The organism is Proteiniclasticum sp., assembly GCF_032054185.1.
GTDB lineage: Bacteria > Bacillota > Clostridia > Clostridiales > Clostridiaceae > Proteiniclasticum.
Genome location: NZ_DAMBTF010000018.1, coordinates 18,537 through 36,343 on the forward strand (window position 1 = coordinate 18,537; position 17,807 = coordinate 36,343).

Sequence of the window (17,807 nt, forward strand, 5' to 3'; positions counted from 1 at the left end):
GTCAATATAGTATAATAAAGAAGTATTATTGGAACAAATAAGGATGTGAAATGATGAGTCTTAAGATGATTTACGGCCGAGGCGGAAGCGGAAAGACAAGCAAGGTCTATGAAGAAATAAAAATACAGATGGAAAACTATCCTGACCGAAATATTATTCTGCTGGTACCGGATCAGTATACCTTCAGATCCGAGCAGAAAGTGCTGAAGCATTTGGGGCAGACCAGTGTCTTTCGTGTATCTGTCATGAGCTTCGGCACCATGGTAAGAAGAGTCCTTTCTACAGTTGGCGGTGCAACGCACAGCCTTATTTCTGATACAGGTAAGAGCATGCTGATGACAAAAGCCATCGGCGATGTCAAAGACGATCTTAATCTTTTCAAAGCTGTTGCTGGTAAACCCGGGTTTATTGATATGGCAAAAAATCTCATGGATGAAATGAAAAGATACAATATGGATATGGAGGAGCTTCGAAAAACCATTGAAGAGTCTGGTGACAAGGAACTCACTCAGAAATTCAGTGATATTCTTCTTTTATATAGTGCTTACGATAAAGAAGTCCATAAAGGGTATGTCGATGCAATGGATGAGATGAACTATGCACTGGAAAGAATCCATAGAGCGGATTTTCTGAAAAACACTGAAGTTTATATTGATGAGTTCAATGATTTCTCTGTGATGCAGCTTTCTTTCATTCAGGGTCTGATGGAAAATACCAGAAGAGTCATCATGACGCTGACCATCGATAAAATCAATGAGAAGGGTGAGGTATTTCAGATCACAAGAGATACTGAAGATAAAATATTCAAGCTTGCCGAAATTACAGGTACTTCAATAGAAAAGCCTCTGATTCTGCCTGATGAAACTCCCCTGAGGTTCAGGGAAAATGCGGAGCTTGCTCATCTTGAATCGGAATACTTCACCTATCCGAATGATACGTTTAAGATCAGCTGTAAGGCAGTCAGTATCTATAAAGCGCAGAACAGTTTCGACGAAGTGGAAAAAATCGCTCTGGACATCAAGCGAAGGATTCGTGAAGACGATAACTTACGTTATCGGGACGTTGCGATACTCTGCAGAAATATCGATGCCTATGAGAATATTATTCTGTCGGTATTCCGTGAACATGAAATTCCCGTGTTTCTCGATAAGAGAAGAGACATCGATGGAAGTCCGCTTTCTCAATATATCCTTGCGCTTCTTGAGATCATCGATCAGGGATTCACTTATGATGCACTGTTCAAGCTGCTGAAGACGAGTCTGTCACATATCGGGGCTCCTGAGGTGGATATTCTGGAGAACTATATTCTTGCAAATGGAATCAAGGGAGGCAGTTTTGAAAAAGACTGGGTATACCCCTACCCGAATATTCAAGATGAAACACTAGGGGGGGAATACCTGAGCAGAACAAACGAAATCCGCGAGAAAATCGTAACGGTCTATGGTCCACTGAGGGCATCTGTTGCCGAAGCGGAAAATGTTCAGGAAGTGACTAAACTGATCTATGAACATCTGGAAAACCATGGCGTGATAAAAAGATCTTCTGAGCAGGTCAATGAAATCAGCGATATGGAGATTGCAAAGGAATATCAGGAGGTTCTTAAGGGAATCATCTCCATTTTTGACGATCTGGTCAGTGTTCTTGGCAGTGAGAAAATCTCACTGGAAGTATACGGTGATATGCTGAGACAGGCTATGATCAGCTATAAGATCGCACTGATTCCGCTTACTCTGGATCAGGTCATTCTTGGAGATGTGGCAAGAGTAAAAAGTGATAATATTCGCGGGCTCTATATCCTTGGAGTCAATGATGGCATCTTTCCTAAGACCGTCTCTGATGAAGGCATCATTACGGACAAGGATATTTCTAAACTCAAAGAAAGAGGGTTTGAGCTCTTTATCGATTCCAAGACGAGATCCATATATGAACAGTTCCTTGTCTATACAGCATTCACCATACCCAGTGAGTTTCTATCCGTTTCCTATGTAGGAGCGGATATGGATGGGAAATCTCAGAGACCTTCCCTTGTCATCGGAAGACTGAAGAAACTCTATCCTCTTCTAAGAGAAACCGCATATGAAAATCCGATGGATAAGAAAAGCGGAAGTATAATCGAAGTGGAGGGCAAGGTTGCAACATTCAACGAACTGATCAAAGAAATGAGAAGAAACTATCAGGGTGATCCTGTGAATCCACTTTGGGGTGAAGTCTATTCGTGGTTCAGTCAGGACGAAGAGTTCAGCAGCCGCCTGAAGATTTCCAGAGAAGGATTAAACTATACCAACACCTCAATGAACCTCAGCAGGGAATCCGTAAAAGCGCTGTATGGCAACCAGCTGTATCTTAGTGTCTCAAGACTTGAACGGTTCACCTCATGTCCATTCGCCTACTATATTCAGTACGGACTGAAAGCCAAGGACAGAGTGATGCATGAAGTGACGGCTCCTGATGTGGGCACGCTCATGCACGAGGTCATCGATCAGTTCACCGAAGACATCAGAGGCATGCAGCTTGGTATGTCTGAGGTGGATAAAACCTATATCAGAGAAGCGGTGGACAGACTCGTTGATGATGCCATCGATAGGACCAATATGATCTACAAGAGTTCGCCCCGATATAAGCATATGGGGGAGAAGGTCAAGAAAATCATCAACCGGTCCCTTGAGACCATAACTGCTCAGATTTCCAAAGGAAGCTTTGTCCCCATGTTCAATGAACTGGGCTTTGGCAAGGACGGTGAAAAACTGCCACCGTTGTCCATAGAGATACCTGATACAGGTGAAGATGCACTGCTACGTGGAAGAATCGACCGTATAGATGTCATGGAAATGGATGGGAAATCCTATATCAGAATCATCGACTACAAGTCATCTGCAAAAGATGTATCCCTTAAGGATGTCTTTTATGGACTGCAACTGCAGCTTCTGGTGTATCTGGATGTCGTTCTGAGGAACTGGGAAAGCATACTCAGCTCTCAGGCTGTCCCTGGAGCGGTACTGTATTTCAGATTGGATAATCCATTAGTGAAAGGCAGCGTCAATCTGACGGATGAGGAGATCGAGAGAAAGGTTATGGAAAGCCTGAAACTGAAGGGTCTGCTGCTTAAGGACGCGAGGGTGATCCGGTCAATGGATCGAGATATTGATGAATTTTCTCTGGTGATTCCGGCGAAATTCAACAAGCAGGGTGAAGTGGTCTCAACTGCAAACCGATCCGAGAAAAATAAGGAAATGATCCTGACGGAAGATGAATTTGATATCCTGAGAGATTATGTCAGAGAAAGCATCGGACAGATCCTGAAAGAGCTGTTCGACGGCAATATATCCATCATGCCATATAAGGATAAAGAGAAGATTCCCTGTACTTACTGTACATATAAGAGCATCTGTCAGTTCGATGGAAAAATCGAGGAAAATCATTTCAGAAATCTGAAAGCGGTACCTATAGAGGATCTTTGGGCAAAAATGAAGGAAAGGGGTGGCAGCAATGGCCAATAACTGGACAGACGAACAGATGGCGGCAATCACATCAAGAGGCAGCAATCTTCTGGTTTCAGCTGCTGCCGGATCAGGCAAGACGGCAGTACTTGTTGAAAGAATCATTCAGATGATCACACAGGATAAAATCGATATTGATACACTTCTGGTGGTCACATTCACCAACGCGGCAGCAGCGGAAATGAGAGAGCGTATCGGTGAGGCGATCATCAAAGCGCTTGATGAGAATCCATCTGACAGAAACCTCGAAAGACAGCTTCTCCTTTTAAATCGCAGCAGCATAACCACCATACATTCTTTCTGCCTTGAGATGATCAGAAGCAATTTCCATCATATCGGACTGGATCCGGGCTTTAGAATCTCAGATGAGACTGAAGGAGCGATATTAAGAGAGGAAGCTCTGGAAGAAGCTCTGGAAGAGTCTTACATGAGGGGGGATAAGGATTTTATCGACCTCGTCGATGCATACGGCGGAAAGAAGGATGATAAAGATCTGGGTGGCATTGTGCTCAATCTCTACAGCTTCATTATGAGCAGTCCATGGCCGCTTAAATGGCTGGAAGAGAAGGTAGCCCTTTTTGATCTTGGCGAAAAATCGCTTATGGATCTTCCGGTACTTAAAAACCTGAGAGAGGATATTGTCGTACTGCTCAGTACATTCGAGAACCCATTGGAGGATGCACTTGAAACGGCCAGATCTCACGAGCCCATTAAGGGATATGAAGAAGCGCTGAGAGATGATATCGACATCTACATGAGATTCATGGAGCTTCTCAAGGCTGAACCGAAGTTCGACGAAATTAGAGTATTTTTGGATACTGTTCAATGGACGAAACTGAAAAATGCCAAAAAAGGACATGATCCTTCACTGGCTGATGAAGTCAAAAATGTCCGTAAAGATTATAAAGCGTTCTTCAAAGATCTCAAAGAAAGCTACTTCATGGAATCAGAAGAAGACAATGTCAGGATCATAGACAAAACCTTGCCGCAGCTTAGGGCGCTGGAAAAACTGACAAAGCTTTTCATGGAGAAGTATGATGCCCGGAAGAGAGAGAGAAGTCTTTTGGATTTCTCTGATCTGGAACACATGGCGCTGAAGATTCTGACCACAGAGAAAGACGGAGCTGTAGGTCCATCTGAAATCGCGAAAGAATACAAGATGAAATACTCAGAGGTTCTGGTGGATGAATACCAGGATTCCAACGATGTACAGGAAGTCATCATCTCCATGGTATCGAGAAAGGAAGATGAAAATCCGAATGTCTTCATGGTGGGTGACGTCAAGCAGAGTATATACAGATTCAGACAGGCGAAACCGGAGCTTTTCATGGAAAAATACAGAAGCTACGATCTCAAAGGGAACAGTAACGGCAGAAAGATTCTGCTTTACAAGAACTTCAGAAGCAGGAAGAATATCCTCTCCAGCGTCAATTTCCTGTTTAAAGGCATTATGAGTCTTAGAGTCGGTGAGCTTGACTACAGCGATGAAGAATCGCTCATCTACGGTGCAAGCTATTATGAGATGGAAAACCTCGAAGATGTGGTCGAGGAAAAGACGGAAAATATGCAGGACAATGACCAGATAGAAGTGATGCTTGTAGAAGAGAATTCACAGGAAGATGGAACTGAAGAAAATGAAGAAGAGACCTTAGAATCCGATGAGGGTGAATCTATCGATCCTTCTGAGTATAAAGCGATTGAAGTGGAAGCGAAAATGGTTGCGGATAAGATCAATGACCTCATCCGGTCACAGTTTAAGGTCTATGATAAGTCGACAAAAGGATTGAGACCTGTAACCTATAGGGACATCGTAATTCTTATGCGGGCGACGTCGAGGTCTTCTTCAATTTTCCTGGAAGAGCTGCATGAGGCAAATATTCCTTCCTACAGCGACAGTTCCACCGGATACTTTGATACCATAGAGATCAGAACCATGATGTCACTTCTGAAAATTATTGATAATCCGCTTCAGGATGTACCGCTTCTAGCAATTCTTCGAAGTCCGATTTTCTCTTTCAGCGAAGAGGATCTGGTTGAAATCAGAAAAGTTCATGACAAGGAATTCCTCTACAACAATATGGTCAAAGGCGAAGGATTCACTGATGAACTAAGGCTCAAGGTCAGAACTTTTCTGGAGAAAATATCCGGGTATCGACAGATATCAAAATACATGAACCTGGATGAATTCATCTGGTATCTCTATACAGATACTTCCTATCTCGATTATGTCGGAGCAATGCCTGATGGGATTGAACGACAGGCAAATCTCAAAATCCTCTTTCAGAGAGCGAAACAGTTTGAGGAAACAACCCTTAAGGGGTTATTCAACTTTATCCGATTCATCGATAGGCTGAAAAGGACCACCGGTGATATCGGTGCGGCAAAGATATTGGGAGAGAATGAAAATCTCGTCAGAATCATGAGTATACACAAATCCAAAGGGCTTGAATTTCCGGTAGTGTTCCTTGTGAATACATCAAAGAGGTTCAATAAAATGGATCTTAACAGACCCATCATCCTGCACGAAACTTTAGGATTCGGACCGAATTTTGTCGATCTTGATCGCGGGCTGACAAATACGACACTGGTCAAAGAAGTGATCAGAAAGAAAATCAATCTCGAAAATATATCCGAAGAAATGAGGGTGCTTTATGTTGCTCTCACAAGAGCAAAGGAAAAACTCATCATCACTGGTCAGGTCAAGGATATGGAAAAGAGTCTCAAAAAATGGACTGAGCTTTCTGCCGGAGATAGTCACAGAATTCTCGAAGGGAAAGTTGAAAAAGCGGGTGGTTACCTTGACTGGATTATGTCGGTACTCCTGAAACACAAGAGTTTCTATGCTCAGCGTACCGATGGAAAAATCTATTCTCTGGGTGATGATGTAGGGGTTAAGCTGGAGATACGATCGAAGTCTGGAATTCTCAGGGATCTAAACTCAGAAGAAAACAAACCGAGCGGTCTGTTTACGCTGGATACTCTGAAAGATGAGACCTCCGCTTTTGAAATCAGTCAGAGGCTTGGATATGAGTATGCATTTTTAGAGGATACAAAAAAAGGATCAAAGATTTCGGTCACAGAGCTCAAAAGACTTGCTGCGCATAGAGAAACCGATGATATCGGAGATATCCTGATTCAGGAAGAGAGTCTGGAGAGGCCAGCATTTCTGATGAAACGGGTAGGACTGAGCGCAGCTGAAAAAGGAACCGCTTTTCATAAAGTCATGCAGTATATTGATTTCAGCCATACTGAACTAGATGAAATCATTAATCAGCTCGATAAGCTTGTCGCTGATGAACTCCTGAGGCGGGAAGAAGCAGATGCTGTGGATCCGATGAAACTCAAGAAGCTTCTTGACAGCGTTCTTGGTCAGAGGATGGCCAGGGCGGATAAGGAGAACAGACTGAAAAGAGAAGTCAAATTCCTGATGAATATGACAGAAAGTGAAGTTATGGTCATAGGGGTAATAGATGCGTACTTTGAAGAAGACGATAATCTGATACTAATAGATTACAAAACAGATTACGTTGTGTCCGAAAATTATACAGATGTCCTCGTGGAAAGATACCAGGAGCAGCTTAGGTATTATAAAGAAGCTTTGGAGTCAATTACAGGTATGAGAACTGGTGAAATTTATATCTATTCTGTACCAAATTCCCGAGAAATACAGATATTCTGACAAAATTTGCTTTTCTATTTTTTTAAATTGAAGTATAATATAATTATAATTTATCACGCAATAAAGATAGGGGTGTTTTTATATGGCTGTTGGTAAAGACAAAACTCGGATTTTGTTGACACTACCTCAGGACCTGAAAGAAGAACTCACGGATGAAGCGAAGGGCGATAATCGTTCTTTGAACAACTACATTCTGAATCTTCTCTTAAGCTCTGAGAAAAGATCCGAAAACGACAGAGACTAAAGGTGAATCCAGAACTGGAATGTGTTCCAGATTCTGGATTTTGTCTTTTTCTCTATAAAATTTGATAAATAATCAAAAAAATGTGTATCTGGAATAATTTACTTAAACGATTAAGGAAAATAATTATAGTGATTCAACGATTTTATCTAGTAACATTCGAACGATATGTTTCACTGTACGTACACATTAGAATGACTACATCGAATTTTGGTTAATTTTTCGATATTTATCGCAATACTTTAATATTATAATAGTTTAAGCTTAAAGTGCTCAGGATCGACAAGGTCAAATTATGGTAAACAGTTTAATCGGATTGTGGATTTCTGTGATTTATTCTACGATCGGTCTCCGGAAGATTCTTCCAGTATCTTGATGGCATGGACCGTTTCTGCGCTTTCGGATTGGCTCTTGATTCTATGGAAATATGATTAAAATACTGCTGCCACTTTTCGATACTGGAATCAGACTTCAGCAGTGATTCATCCAGATGAAGGCCTCTCTTTAGAGCCCAGAATCCATTTTGAGATACGATGGCTTCATTCCGTTTTTCATCATATATGATGAAGTTCATTTCATGGAAACGCTCCGCAAAATGAGGGGCAATAAAGGAAAGTATATCATGGTCCGGGTCGATTTTTGCGACGTAGATCGATCCGACAAGAGAAAACCGGACAAAACCAGTGAATCTGTGACTCTCCAGAGAGACCTGTCTGGAGAGTTTTGTCACTTTCATCACCAGCTCGTCCTGATAATCATGCGCTTTTCCAGGATTTCTGAAGCAGGCCATGATATATCTCAGGACAAGATTTGGAGAATGGAGATCGCTATGATTCAGCGCATAGGAAATGAGAGTAAGGGTCTCTTCCGAGAATTTTTGTCTCATGGAGGTCCTTACTCTCTGAAAAGCCTCTTCATTATAGACGACATTCTTTGGTTCATCGATGAGATTTCTTTCATACTGAGATGCTCTATATAGGATAGGCTCCCTTTTGTCTACATAGACATGGTATACAGCGGTCAGAAGATCTTCCATTGAGCCGTCAAATAACATGACTTCCATTTAGAAATCACCTCCAAGAGATTTTGATATGATTGCTTTTTCTGCAATCAGCTGGGATATGCCGGCCTTTTTCATCATCAGCTCATCTCCAGGATCCAAGAGTGAAAGATTTCTGTCGATCTCTCCGAAGAGACTGAGCTGAATCTGATCCTTCTTTTCACTGATGGCCTCATAAATAAATTCAGGTTTCATGGCGAAATTTCCATGATATTTCCCGCCTACAAGAATAAAGTGCTTTGCCCGAGTAAGGACGATACCCATTTTTTTCAGCCCCTCGTAGGTGAGTGATGAAAGTTTTCTTGCTCTTACGATTCTCTTGGCTGATGTGAGTCCGATCCCGGGAATTCTCAGAAGCATCTCGTAGCTTGCCCGATTCACTTCCACAGGGAAAAGCTCCATATGGTATAGAGCCCACTGAGTTTTGGGATCGACATTTACATCCAGATTTTCATTTTCTTTCAGGAGCTCATCGGCGGTGAATTTATAGAAGCGCAGAAGCCAGTCTGCCTGATAGATTCTGTGTTCGCGAAGAAGAGGAGGTGCTGAGAGCTGGGGCAGAAGCTTATTGCTGCTTATAGGTATATAGGCGGAGTAATACACTCTCTTCAGATTATAGTCATTGTAGAGTCCCTGACTGAGGCTGAGGATCTTACCATCTGTTGTGGGCGTTGCGCCGACAATGAGCTGAGTGCTTTGACCTGCGGGTACAAAATTCTCGATGTACCTGGAGAGTCTTTTTTCCTCACTGTTTTCGGTGATATTCTCAGCAATCTGTTTCATGGGTTTAAGAATGGAAGCCCTGTTCTTTTCCGGAGTCAGCGCTTTGTAGTTTGCCTCTTCTGGAAGCTCGATATTGACGCTTACCCTGTCAGCATATAGTCCGGCTTCATGAACGAGATGACTGCTGGCTCCAGGAATGATTTTTATATGAATATATCCATTGAACTTTTCTCTTTGCCTTAAGGTTTTTATGATTCTGATCATAAGCTCCATGGTATGGTCTGGACTGATGATGACACCTGAGCTTAAGAACAGTCCTTCAATATAATTTCTTCTGTAGAAACTCATGGTCAGTGCGATCAGCTCTTCCGGTGCAAATGCCGCTCTTTCTATATCGTTACTGATACGGTTCTGGCAGTATGCGCAGTCATAGATGCAGAAATTGGTCATGAGGATTTTCAGAAGTGAAATACATCTTCCATCCGAAGTGAAGCTGTGACAGATACCCGAAGGGGAGGTGCTGCCAAGAGCACCGCTCTTGCTGCCCCTTGAACTGCCGCTGGAAGAGCAGGAAACATCGTACTTTGCGGAATCGGCAAGAATCCTGATTTTATCTAGAATATCCATATGAAGCACCTCCTGTTTTCTTCAATTATAGCACGTGTGTTCTTATTCAACAATATATTATTAAACATATGTTCTTTTAATTGCAGATAAAAAGGATGAGTTCACTCATCCTCAGATTTCGATTAAATAAATTCAAAGAGCTTGATATAAAAGGGAACAACGAATATAAATACGATGGATGACAGAGCTGTCATGAATGAGGAGTAGGATGGATTGCCGCCATACTTTCCTACTGCGATGGAGATGTTTGTCATGACCGGAAGCCCGGCACATACGATAAACACCTTGGTTAGATCTTCTGGCATACCGGTAACCTTTAGAATCAGAAGACATGCAATAGGGGAAAGAACAAATCGCATGATCAGTATCAGTACCGTCGTTACTGGACTGCCCACAGAACTCATTTTAAGATCACCTATGGTACTGCCCATAAAGATGAGTGACAGTGGTGTAAGCATCAGTCTTAAGTAATTGATGCTCTCCATGGCATATACCGGAAGGCTGACATTATACCAGAGGAGAAGGATACCTGCGATGAATCCGAGTATGGGCGGATTGATGATCTTCATCAGATTTTTGCTGCTGAAGGCCTTTCCTGAGCTTTTCACAAGCTGATAGATGCCAAGAGTCCAGAAGGTGAGGGTGTTGGCTATGTAATAAAGCATAAGATAGGGTACCGCTTTTTCCCCGAAGATTCCGGTAATCAGAGGCAGACCCACAAATATGGTGTTGGAAAAAGTGGCCATGGAGATAAATTCACCTTTTTCCATACCTTTTAAGGAGAGAGCACCCGAAACACCCAATGCGATGATGTTGATGAGAATCATGGAGGCGATGGCGATCAGAATGCCCTTATAGGAATTCTGAAAAGTGGAGATACTGAAGTTTGTCAGTGTGATATAGATCATTACAGCTGGTGTACAGAAATTGACCAGCAGCTGCGAAAGAAATTTATCCGTTCTCTTATCGGTTACTCCACTTTTTTTCAGGACAAATCCCAGTATACCCATGATCATCATTGTGATGATGGTGTTTCTTACATTTTCTGTCATACATCCAGCTCCTTGCGCACCATGTTCAATAGTGTAGTCTTCTCGTTAAGTCCAGGTTCTTTAAGAACGACATCCAGAAGAGTATTGAGTATTTCTCCTACCTTTCTGCCTTCCTTTATACCGAGTTCCATGATATCCTGTCCGTTTACAGCCAGGTCTCTTATGTTCAGCGGATCTTTTCTCAATGTGATTTCTGTCATACGGTCTCTGAAAGCGTTGATTTCGAACAGTTTCCTGCTGCTGGTTTCGGGTTTGCTCACAAAGTCCGCAATTTTAAGTTCAATAAGGTCGTTGATGTTTTCCTGGCCGAGATGATTGATGAGTTTTTTCATCTTCAGCTCATTCTTCATGTCTGTACTGACCATGTGGTAGGAAATCAGTTTCGTCACCTTACGGATGATCTTATGATCATATTTCAGTCTTTCAAGGGCTGTCCTTGCAATCATTTCTGACCTCTCCTCATGGCCGTAGAAATGACCGATACCATTTCTGTCCACGGTGAAGGTCTGTGGCTTGCCGCTGTCATGGAAGAGTGCAGCAAGTCTCAGATGAAGCTTATCCGGTACATGTTCAAGGACTTCAAGCGTGTGACCGAGTACATCCTTGTCATGATGTGGATTGAACTGGTCAAATACAGCCATACTCATCACCTCAGGCAGAACATACTTCATGATGCCAAGCTGAAAAAGCATGGAAATTCCTCTTGAGGGATTTTTCGAGAGCAGAATCCGGTCCAGTTCTTCGCGAATTCTCTCTACACTGATGAAGCGGAGTCCATCCATCGTTTCCACTATGGCAAGGAGCGTCTTCTCCTCAATATTGAAATTAAGCGTTGTGGCCAGTCTTACTGCTCTTAAAATTCTCAAGGCATCCTCTTTGAATCGAAGGATAGGGTTTCCCACAGCCTTGATGAGTCTTCCTTTGATGTCTTCAGTACCGTTGAAAGGATCGATGATCCCTTTTTCGGTATTGTAGGCCATGGCATTGATCGTGATGTCACGTCTTCTAAGATCCTCCACAAGATCGTCTATAAATATGACATTGGCGGGATATCTGCTGTTGATGTATTCTCCGTCAGCACGGTAGGTGGTGACATCATAAATCCCGTCGGTTGTGACCACCTCCACAGTGCCGTGTTTAAGTCCTGTAGGAATTGTTTTTTTGAAGATGCTCATGACTTCTTCTGGAGCTGCAGATGTTGTGATGTCATAGTCTTTTGGGGTAAGACCGATCAGGACATCTCTGATGCAGCCACCTACGACATAGGCTTCATGTCCGTTTTTATTCAGTTCCTTAATGATATAACTAACACCTTTTGGGAGGGTGATGTCCATAGCGATCATCCTTTCTGGTCAAATATACAATCAATATCGTAAAAATTTCGTGCTCATCTGACCGTTTGATGTATACTTAATTATAACCTATTTTTCAAAGTGAGGAGAATGATATGGAGCTTGCAAGCAAAAAAATATGCGATCTCTTGGTTGGAGACCGCGTTGACTGTTTCTTCATCGTGAAGAGAGTCGATCTTAAAACCACCAATTCAAAAGACAAAAAATATCTGGATTTTATATTTGGAGATAAAACTGGTGAGATTTCCGCAAAACTGTGGGAAGTCCCTCTGGAGATGGAAGATATGTTCAAGGAGAGCGATCTGGTCAAGGTAAGAGGAACGGTTACAAGCTACATGAACAGTAACCAGTTCAAGGTCGACAGAATCAGACTGGCAGTTCCTGAAGACAGTGCAAACCCTGAGGATTTTGTTGAATCCGCACCTCTGGACAACAGATTCATGTTCCAGGAAATCGGAAAATATATCGCATCCATAAAAGATGTGGACATCAGAAATGTTGTGAGAGAAGCAGTCGAGGAGAAGAAGGACAAGATCATGTATTATCCGGCGGCGAAGAGAAATCATCACGCTATCCGTTCAGGTCTTCTCTATCATGTACTGACCATGCTGAAGCTTGGTGAGAGCATTTCTGGAATCTACAGCAGTGTCAATACGGATCTTCTTTATGCGGGAATCATCCTTCACGATCTGGAGAAGATGAATGAAATGGAATCTTCAGAACTGGGCATTGTATCGGAATACACCATTGAAGGCAATCTCCTTGGGCATATATCCCTCGGTGTCAAAAATGTGGACAGGATCTGCGACAGACTGAATACACCGGATGAAAAAAGGATGCTGCTTCAGCATATGATTCTATCCCACCACTATGAACCTGAATACGGAAGTCCTGTAAAGCCGATGTTTCTTGAAGCTGAGCTTCTTCACCACATCGATATGATCGATGCCAGAGTCTATGATTTCACACAGGCGGTCAGAGATGTTGAGCCAGGCAGTTTTTCGGAGATGATTTTTTCTCTTGATCGCAGAAGGATCTACAACCCTAAGCTTTAACTTAAGAAAATCATGATCTGACGTAAAACAATATAATAAAGGAAGGGAAATGGAATGAGTGCAGTAGAAAAATTACTTAAGTATGTGCAGTATGACACAACCTCTGATGAGAACAGCGAAAGTGTTCCATCCACGCCAGGACAGATGATCCTTGCGAATGAGCTGAAGAAAGAACTGGAGACTCTGGGACTTGAGACTGTTCTGGACGACAACGGATATCTTTTCGGCTACCTGAAAAGCAACACAGAAAAGAAGCTGAAAAAACTCGGACTTCTTGCGCATCTTGATACCTCACCGGACATGAGCGGAAAAAACGTCAAGCCCAGAATCGTGAAATACGAAGGCGGAGATCTGGTTCTCAATGAAGAAAACGGAATCATCCTTAAAGAGTCTGAGTTTCCGGCACTGACGGGTTATATCGGACAGGAGCTTATGGTCACTGATGGTACGACTCTTCTTGGTGCTGACGATAAAGCGGGCATTGCGGAGATCATGGAAGTGCTTGAATACATCTCTTTGCATAAAGATTTCATACATGGAGATATCCATGTTGCCTTTACTCCAGATGAAGAAATCGGAAGAGGACCTCATCATTTTGATGTGAAGGCCTTTGGTGCAGATATCGCCTACACCATGGATGGCGGACCACTTGGGGAACTGGAATTTGAGAATTTCAATGCGGCTTCAGCAAAAGTGAAGGTCAGAGGAAGAAATGTGCACCCGGGAACTGCCAAGGATAAAATGGTCAATTCCATATTCATCGCCATGGAATATGCGGATTTCTTTGACAGAAAGGATACTCCTGAACATACAGAAGAGTATGAAGGATTCTATCATCTGAATGAGTTCAAGGGAGATGTTGACGGATCGAGTCTTGATTATATCATCAGAGACTTTTTTGAAGATTCATTTGCCGAGCGCAAAAAGAAGATGCAGGAAGCTGCGGAAAAACTGAATGAAAAGTATGGAGAAGGCACAATTACTCTGGAGATTCATGATCAGTACAAAAACATGAAGACAAAAATTGAGCCTCATATGTATCTCGTGGAGAATGCGAAGCTCGCCATGGAAAAGGCTGGTGTCACACCGGTAATCAAGCCGATAAGAGGCGGAACAGACGGTGCTCAGCTTTCCTACATGGGGCTGCCCTGTCCGAATCTTTTCACCGGCGGAGAAAACTACCATGGCAGATATGAGTTCATATCTGCAGAGTCCATGGATAAAGCGGTGGAAGTGCTTAAGAATGTCATCAGTATCTATGCAGAGGAAGAAGTATAGAAGAAAAGAGATTTCATAAATTCAGGAAGTGCTATATAAATCAGTCAAAGTAAAAGGGAGCTTAAAGCTCCCTTTTACTTTGACTGAATATTATTCACACTATGACTTATTTACGGTTTCTTCTCTATCTTTTCCTAGAAAGACCATATTGATGACGTTGGCACCAGTATGCGCTCCGATGGTCATACCCATATTCACAAGCTTCACATCGGAAGAAAGATTCTTTTCTATAATGAGTTTCTTCAGAAGATCTGCGTCGTCTGGGCAGTTTCCATGAGCGATGATGACCGGAGTCGATTCATGCCCGTTCTTGCCTTTCTCGAGATAATCTGCCAGAACATGGATGGATTTCTTTCTTCCCTTGATTTTCTCAATGTTCAGAAGCTTTCCTTCTCTGCTCATGTAGAGAATCGGTTTGATGTTCAGCATCGTACCCATGGCAGCTGAGAAACCGGAAACTCTTCCGCCTCTTTTCAGATGGTTCAGATCATCTACGGTAAAGATATGATTGATCTGAAACTTCATTCCTTCGAGCTGAAGGATGATCTCATCCATGGACTTGTTTTCTTTCTGAAGCTGTGCTGCGGTGAGAACGAGAAGTCCCACTCCAGCAGAAGCACACATGGAATCGATGAGTTCTATTCTTCTATCAGGATATTCATCTTGAAGTATGCCTTTTGCGATATTGGCAGCACCGAAGGTTCCGCTTAAGCTTGAGGAAAACCCGACATAAAGGACGTCTCTGCCTTCTTCAAGATAGGGTCTGAAGAATTCGCAGAAACGGTTGGGTGTGATCTGACTTGTGGTTGGAGTGGCGCCTTCTTTCAGTGATTTATAGTAAGCCTCTGCATTAATGCTTTTCCAGTTGTCTTCCACATAATCTTTTCCGTTATAATTCACAACCATACCAATGACACCGACATTATGCTCAGAAAGCAGCTCGAAAGGGATATCACAGGCGGAGTCAGTTAAAATCTTATAATTCATCATAATAATTTCTCGATACAAGTGAAATCGAGGATCCTCCTTTATCGTTTAGTAAAGATAAATGATTGCAGTTCAATTCATGTATGATCGGAAAGAAATAATAAACTGATCATACAATGATGATTTTAGTATACCATATCAATATGAACGTCATTGTTGAAATTTTTCTGATTATTTCTTTCTGGTTAGAACGTACTATGGTATCATGAGGATAAACGAATAAAGAAATGGTGGGGTAATGATGGAATTTAGCGATCTTGAGCTCAGAAAACTTCTGAAGTTCATACGCATAGCCAAAGATCAGAGCAGGGAGCTCTATGAGGCAATGATTGATATTGAAACCTACGGTGAAGTGGATCATGATGGAATGCCTGTCGTGAACTCTCTGGAGCTGAAGGAAGACATTGAGGATATGGACAGGCTGATTAAAAAAATCGCGCTGCACCTGTCCGTGGAAGAGTAATAGGACTAAAGAAAAAGATCTGCAGACAGAAGAGTTAGACTCTTCTGTTGTAGATCTTTTTGACTTCTTCTCTTTTGTTGTACATGATGAAAATGATTGCCAGAAGATTGATTGCCATAAACATGGTGATGATATTTCTCTCGGGATAGATTTCACCAAGAACACCCGCCAGAAGCTGTCCCAGAATATTACCTGCAGACACGATCATCTGGAAAGTACCGTTGAATCTTCCTCTTCGTTCATCCGGAACATAGGACTGTGTTGCGGAGATTCTGATATTGAATGAGGTTACACCCATAATACCGATAATAAAGAACGTGAACATCATAATTGGTACAGGGAAATAGAGATGGAAAGCTTCCAGAACCGAAATGGTCGTATATACCGTAATGGCAATGAGAAACTTCTTCGCCACTGGATATTTGTATTTATAGTGTATAAAACCTCCAGCCAGTCTTCCTAGCACACCGAAGCTGCTGATGATGGTATATAAGGTCACAACATTTATAGGAATATTGGAAAAGAGTTCCGGGTTGTTTTTGAAGAAGGGCAGCTGAAGGATATGAACTCCCCCTGATGCAAACATGGTGATGCAGAAATAGATGGTGATGATGGTCAGCCCTTTTTCCTGTTTCATATACTGAATGCCTTCTCTGAAATCCGTTTTGTAGGAAATCATGGAGAAACCCTTATTCTGATCTGCTGTTTCTGCAATATGCTTTTCAGTATAGCCGATCTTTGTTTCAAATACCGCTGCAACAAAGAAAGTGACCGCATTAAATGCGAAAAGCGGAGCAGCCGAGCCTGTCTGCGTATAGATGAAGGATGCTACAGGAACCATGAAGGCTGCAAGAGGATAAATCATACTGGAGATGGAGTAGGCTTTTGAGAAATTACCCTTGGATACAAGGTTCGGGTAAAAGCTTTCATAAGCAACGCTGTAGATGCCATCTATGGTTCCGATGATCAGTACGATCACGAGGAAAACGGGGTAGTTGAACCATTCCGCTCTGAGGAGCAGGTACATGAGGAAGAATATTCCTGAAGAGAGGAAGTCCAGATTATAGATCACCTTTTTTCTGGAAAACCGGTCAAGATAAGGTCCTGCAAAAAGCGGAGCGACGATTTTAGGCATATTGTAGATGACCATAAAGAGAGAAAAAAGCAGTGTCGACTCTGTATAGTCCAGAACCAGAAGTCCGATGGCAAATCCTGCAATGGAGTTACCCAGCATGGAGATGATGGAACCGATGGTAATGATTTTAAAGTCTCTCGTCCAAAGTTTATTCAAATTTTTAAACCAATCCTTTTTACTATATTTGTACATGATATTCAATGAATATTGTATCACATGATTATCGGATGATTTCTTCAGCGTGAATACAGTAAATCGTTTAATGGAACAGATTTGCTGTTTTAGAGCAAATAAAAAAACCAATGGAATTCCATTGGTTTTTATCATGGGTGTGCCCGGCATGGGTGATAACTTGGTGGTGAAAGTCCACTACGCGCTCGGTAGCAGGAAGCGTTAGCCGAAGGCAAGGGTGTCCACCGCGAGGTGGAATCTGAAGGAAGCCGGATGTCAGAACGCCGAGTTCTGGCGGGCAAAGTTCCGGGTCGACGAACAGAAATCTCATACAAGGCCGAATTGGGATGGACGACTCTGCCCAACAAGAGAAAGTCCAATGCTACCCGAATCCCATACGGTAAATGAGGCGACTAGATGGAATGAAGGTTATCGCTCTTACCCGGGGAGGTCTCACAGACATCCATTAGGGAATCATCCGAAGGAT

Annotated in this window: 12 protein-coding genes; 6 read left to right on the forward strand and 6 right to left on the reverse strand. The window is 42.5% G+C overall.

The window, feature by feature from the left end:
- The first annotated feature begins 50 nt into the window (after positions 1-50).
- The 3 genes from addB to RTX25_RS10405 all read left to right on the forward strand — a co-directional run bounded on the left by addB (position 51) and on the right by RTX25_RS10405 (position 7,420).
- A complete protein-coding gene (addB, locus tag RTX25_RS10395; RefSeq protein WP_312653397.1) occupies positions 51-3,497 on the forward strand; it encodes a helicase-exonuclease AddAB subunit AddB in 3,447 nt (1,148 codons plus the stop codon).
- A complete protein-coding gene (gene addA, locus RTX25_RS10400) occupies positions 3,487-7,176 on the forward strand; it encodes a helicase-exonuclease AddAB subunit AddA (protein ID WP_312653399.1) in 3,690 nt (1,229 codons plus the stop codon). The genes addB and addA overlap by 11 nt, the downstream gene beginning before the upstream one ends.
- 82 nt (positions 7,177-7,258) lie before the next feature.
- Positions 7,259-7,420, forward strand: a complete 162-nt coding sequence (locus RTX25_RS10405) for a DNA-binding protein (protein WP_312653401.1) — start codon at positions 7,259-7,261, stop codon at positions 7,418-7,420.
- Positions 7,421-7,724: 304 nt separating this feature from the next.
- On the opposite strand, the gene RTX25_RS10410 is transcribed toward RTX25_RS10405, so the two are convergent.
- From RTX25_RS10410 to RTX25_RS10425, 4 genes are all read right to left on the reverse strand, one after another.
- Positions 7,725-8,480, reverse strand: a complete 756-nt coding sequence (locus RTX25_RS10410) for a TIGR03915 family putative DNA repair protein (protein ID WP_312653403.1) — start codon at positions 8,478-8,480, stop codon at positions 7,725-7,727.
- Positions 8,481-9,827 carry a putative DNA modification/repair radical SAM protein gene (locus RTX25_RS10415; protein ID WP_312653405.1) on the reverse strand — a complete coding sequence of 449 codons (1,347 nt, stop codon included), beginning with the start codon at positions 9,825-9,827 and terminating at the stop codon, positions 8,481-8,483.
- Positions 9,828-9,949: 122 nt separating this feature from the next.
- Complete coding sequence (locus tag RTX25_RS10420) at positions 9,950-10,879, reverse strand: AEC family transporter (protein ID WP_312653407.1); 930 nt, start codon at positions 10,877-10,879, stop codon at positions 9,950-9,952.
- Entirely contained in the window at positions 10,876-12,213 is a 1,338-nt protein-coding gene (locus tag RTX25_RS10425; RefSeq protein ID WP_312653409.1) for an HD domain-containing protein, read from the reverse strand. The genes RTX25_RS10420 and RTX25_RS10425 overlap by 4 nt, the downstream gene beginning before the upstream one ends.
- 113 nt (positions 12,214-12,326) lie before the next feature.
- On the opposite strand from RTX25_RS10425, the gene RTX25_RS10430 reads away from it, so the two are divergent.
- Both RTX25_RS10430 and pepT read left to right on the forward strand, forming a co-directional pair.
- Entirely contained in the window at positions 12,327-13,286 is a 960-nt protein-coding gene (locus tag RTX25_RS10430; RefSeq protein WP_312653411.1) for an HD domain-containing protein, read from the forward strand.
- 54 nt (positions 13,287-13,340) lie between these two features.
- Positions 13,341-14,564, forward strand: a complete 1,224-nt coding sequence (pepT, locus tag RTX25_RS10435; protein ID WP_312653413.1) for a peptidase T — start codon at positions 13,341-13,343, stop codon at positions 14,562-14,564.
- A 99-nt stretch (positions 14,565-14,663) separates the two neighbouring features.
- Here the strand turns inward: pepT and RTX25_RS10440 are convergent, their stop codons facing one another.
- Positions 14,664-15,554: a DegV family protein gene (locus tag RTX25_RS10440; protein WP_312653415.1), complete on the reverse strand. Its 891-nt coding sequence runs from the start codon at positions 15,552-15,554 to the stop codon at positions 14,664-14,666.
- A 235-nt stretch (positions 15,555-15,789) separates the two neighbouring features.
- Here RTX25_RS10440 and RTX25_RS10445 point away from each other — a divergent pair, with 235 nt between their 5' ends.
- Positions 15,790-16,014, forward strand: a complete 225-nt coding sequence (locus RTX25_RS10445; protein WP_312653417.1) for a hypothetical protein — start codon at positions 15,790-15,792, stop codon at positions 16,012-16,014.
- Positions 16,015-16,048: 34 nt separating this feature from the next.
- Here RTX25_RS10445 and RTX25_RS10450 read toward each other — a convergent pair whose 3' ends face one another.
- Positions 16,049-17,305, reverse strand: coding sequence for an MFS transporter (locus RTX25_RS10450; protein WP_312653419.1), 1,257 nt, complete (start codon positions 17,303-17,305; stop codon positions 16,049-16,051).
- Positions 17,306-17,807: the final 502 nt, after the last annotated feature.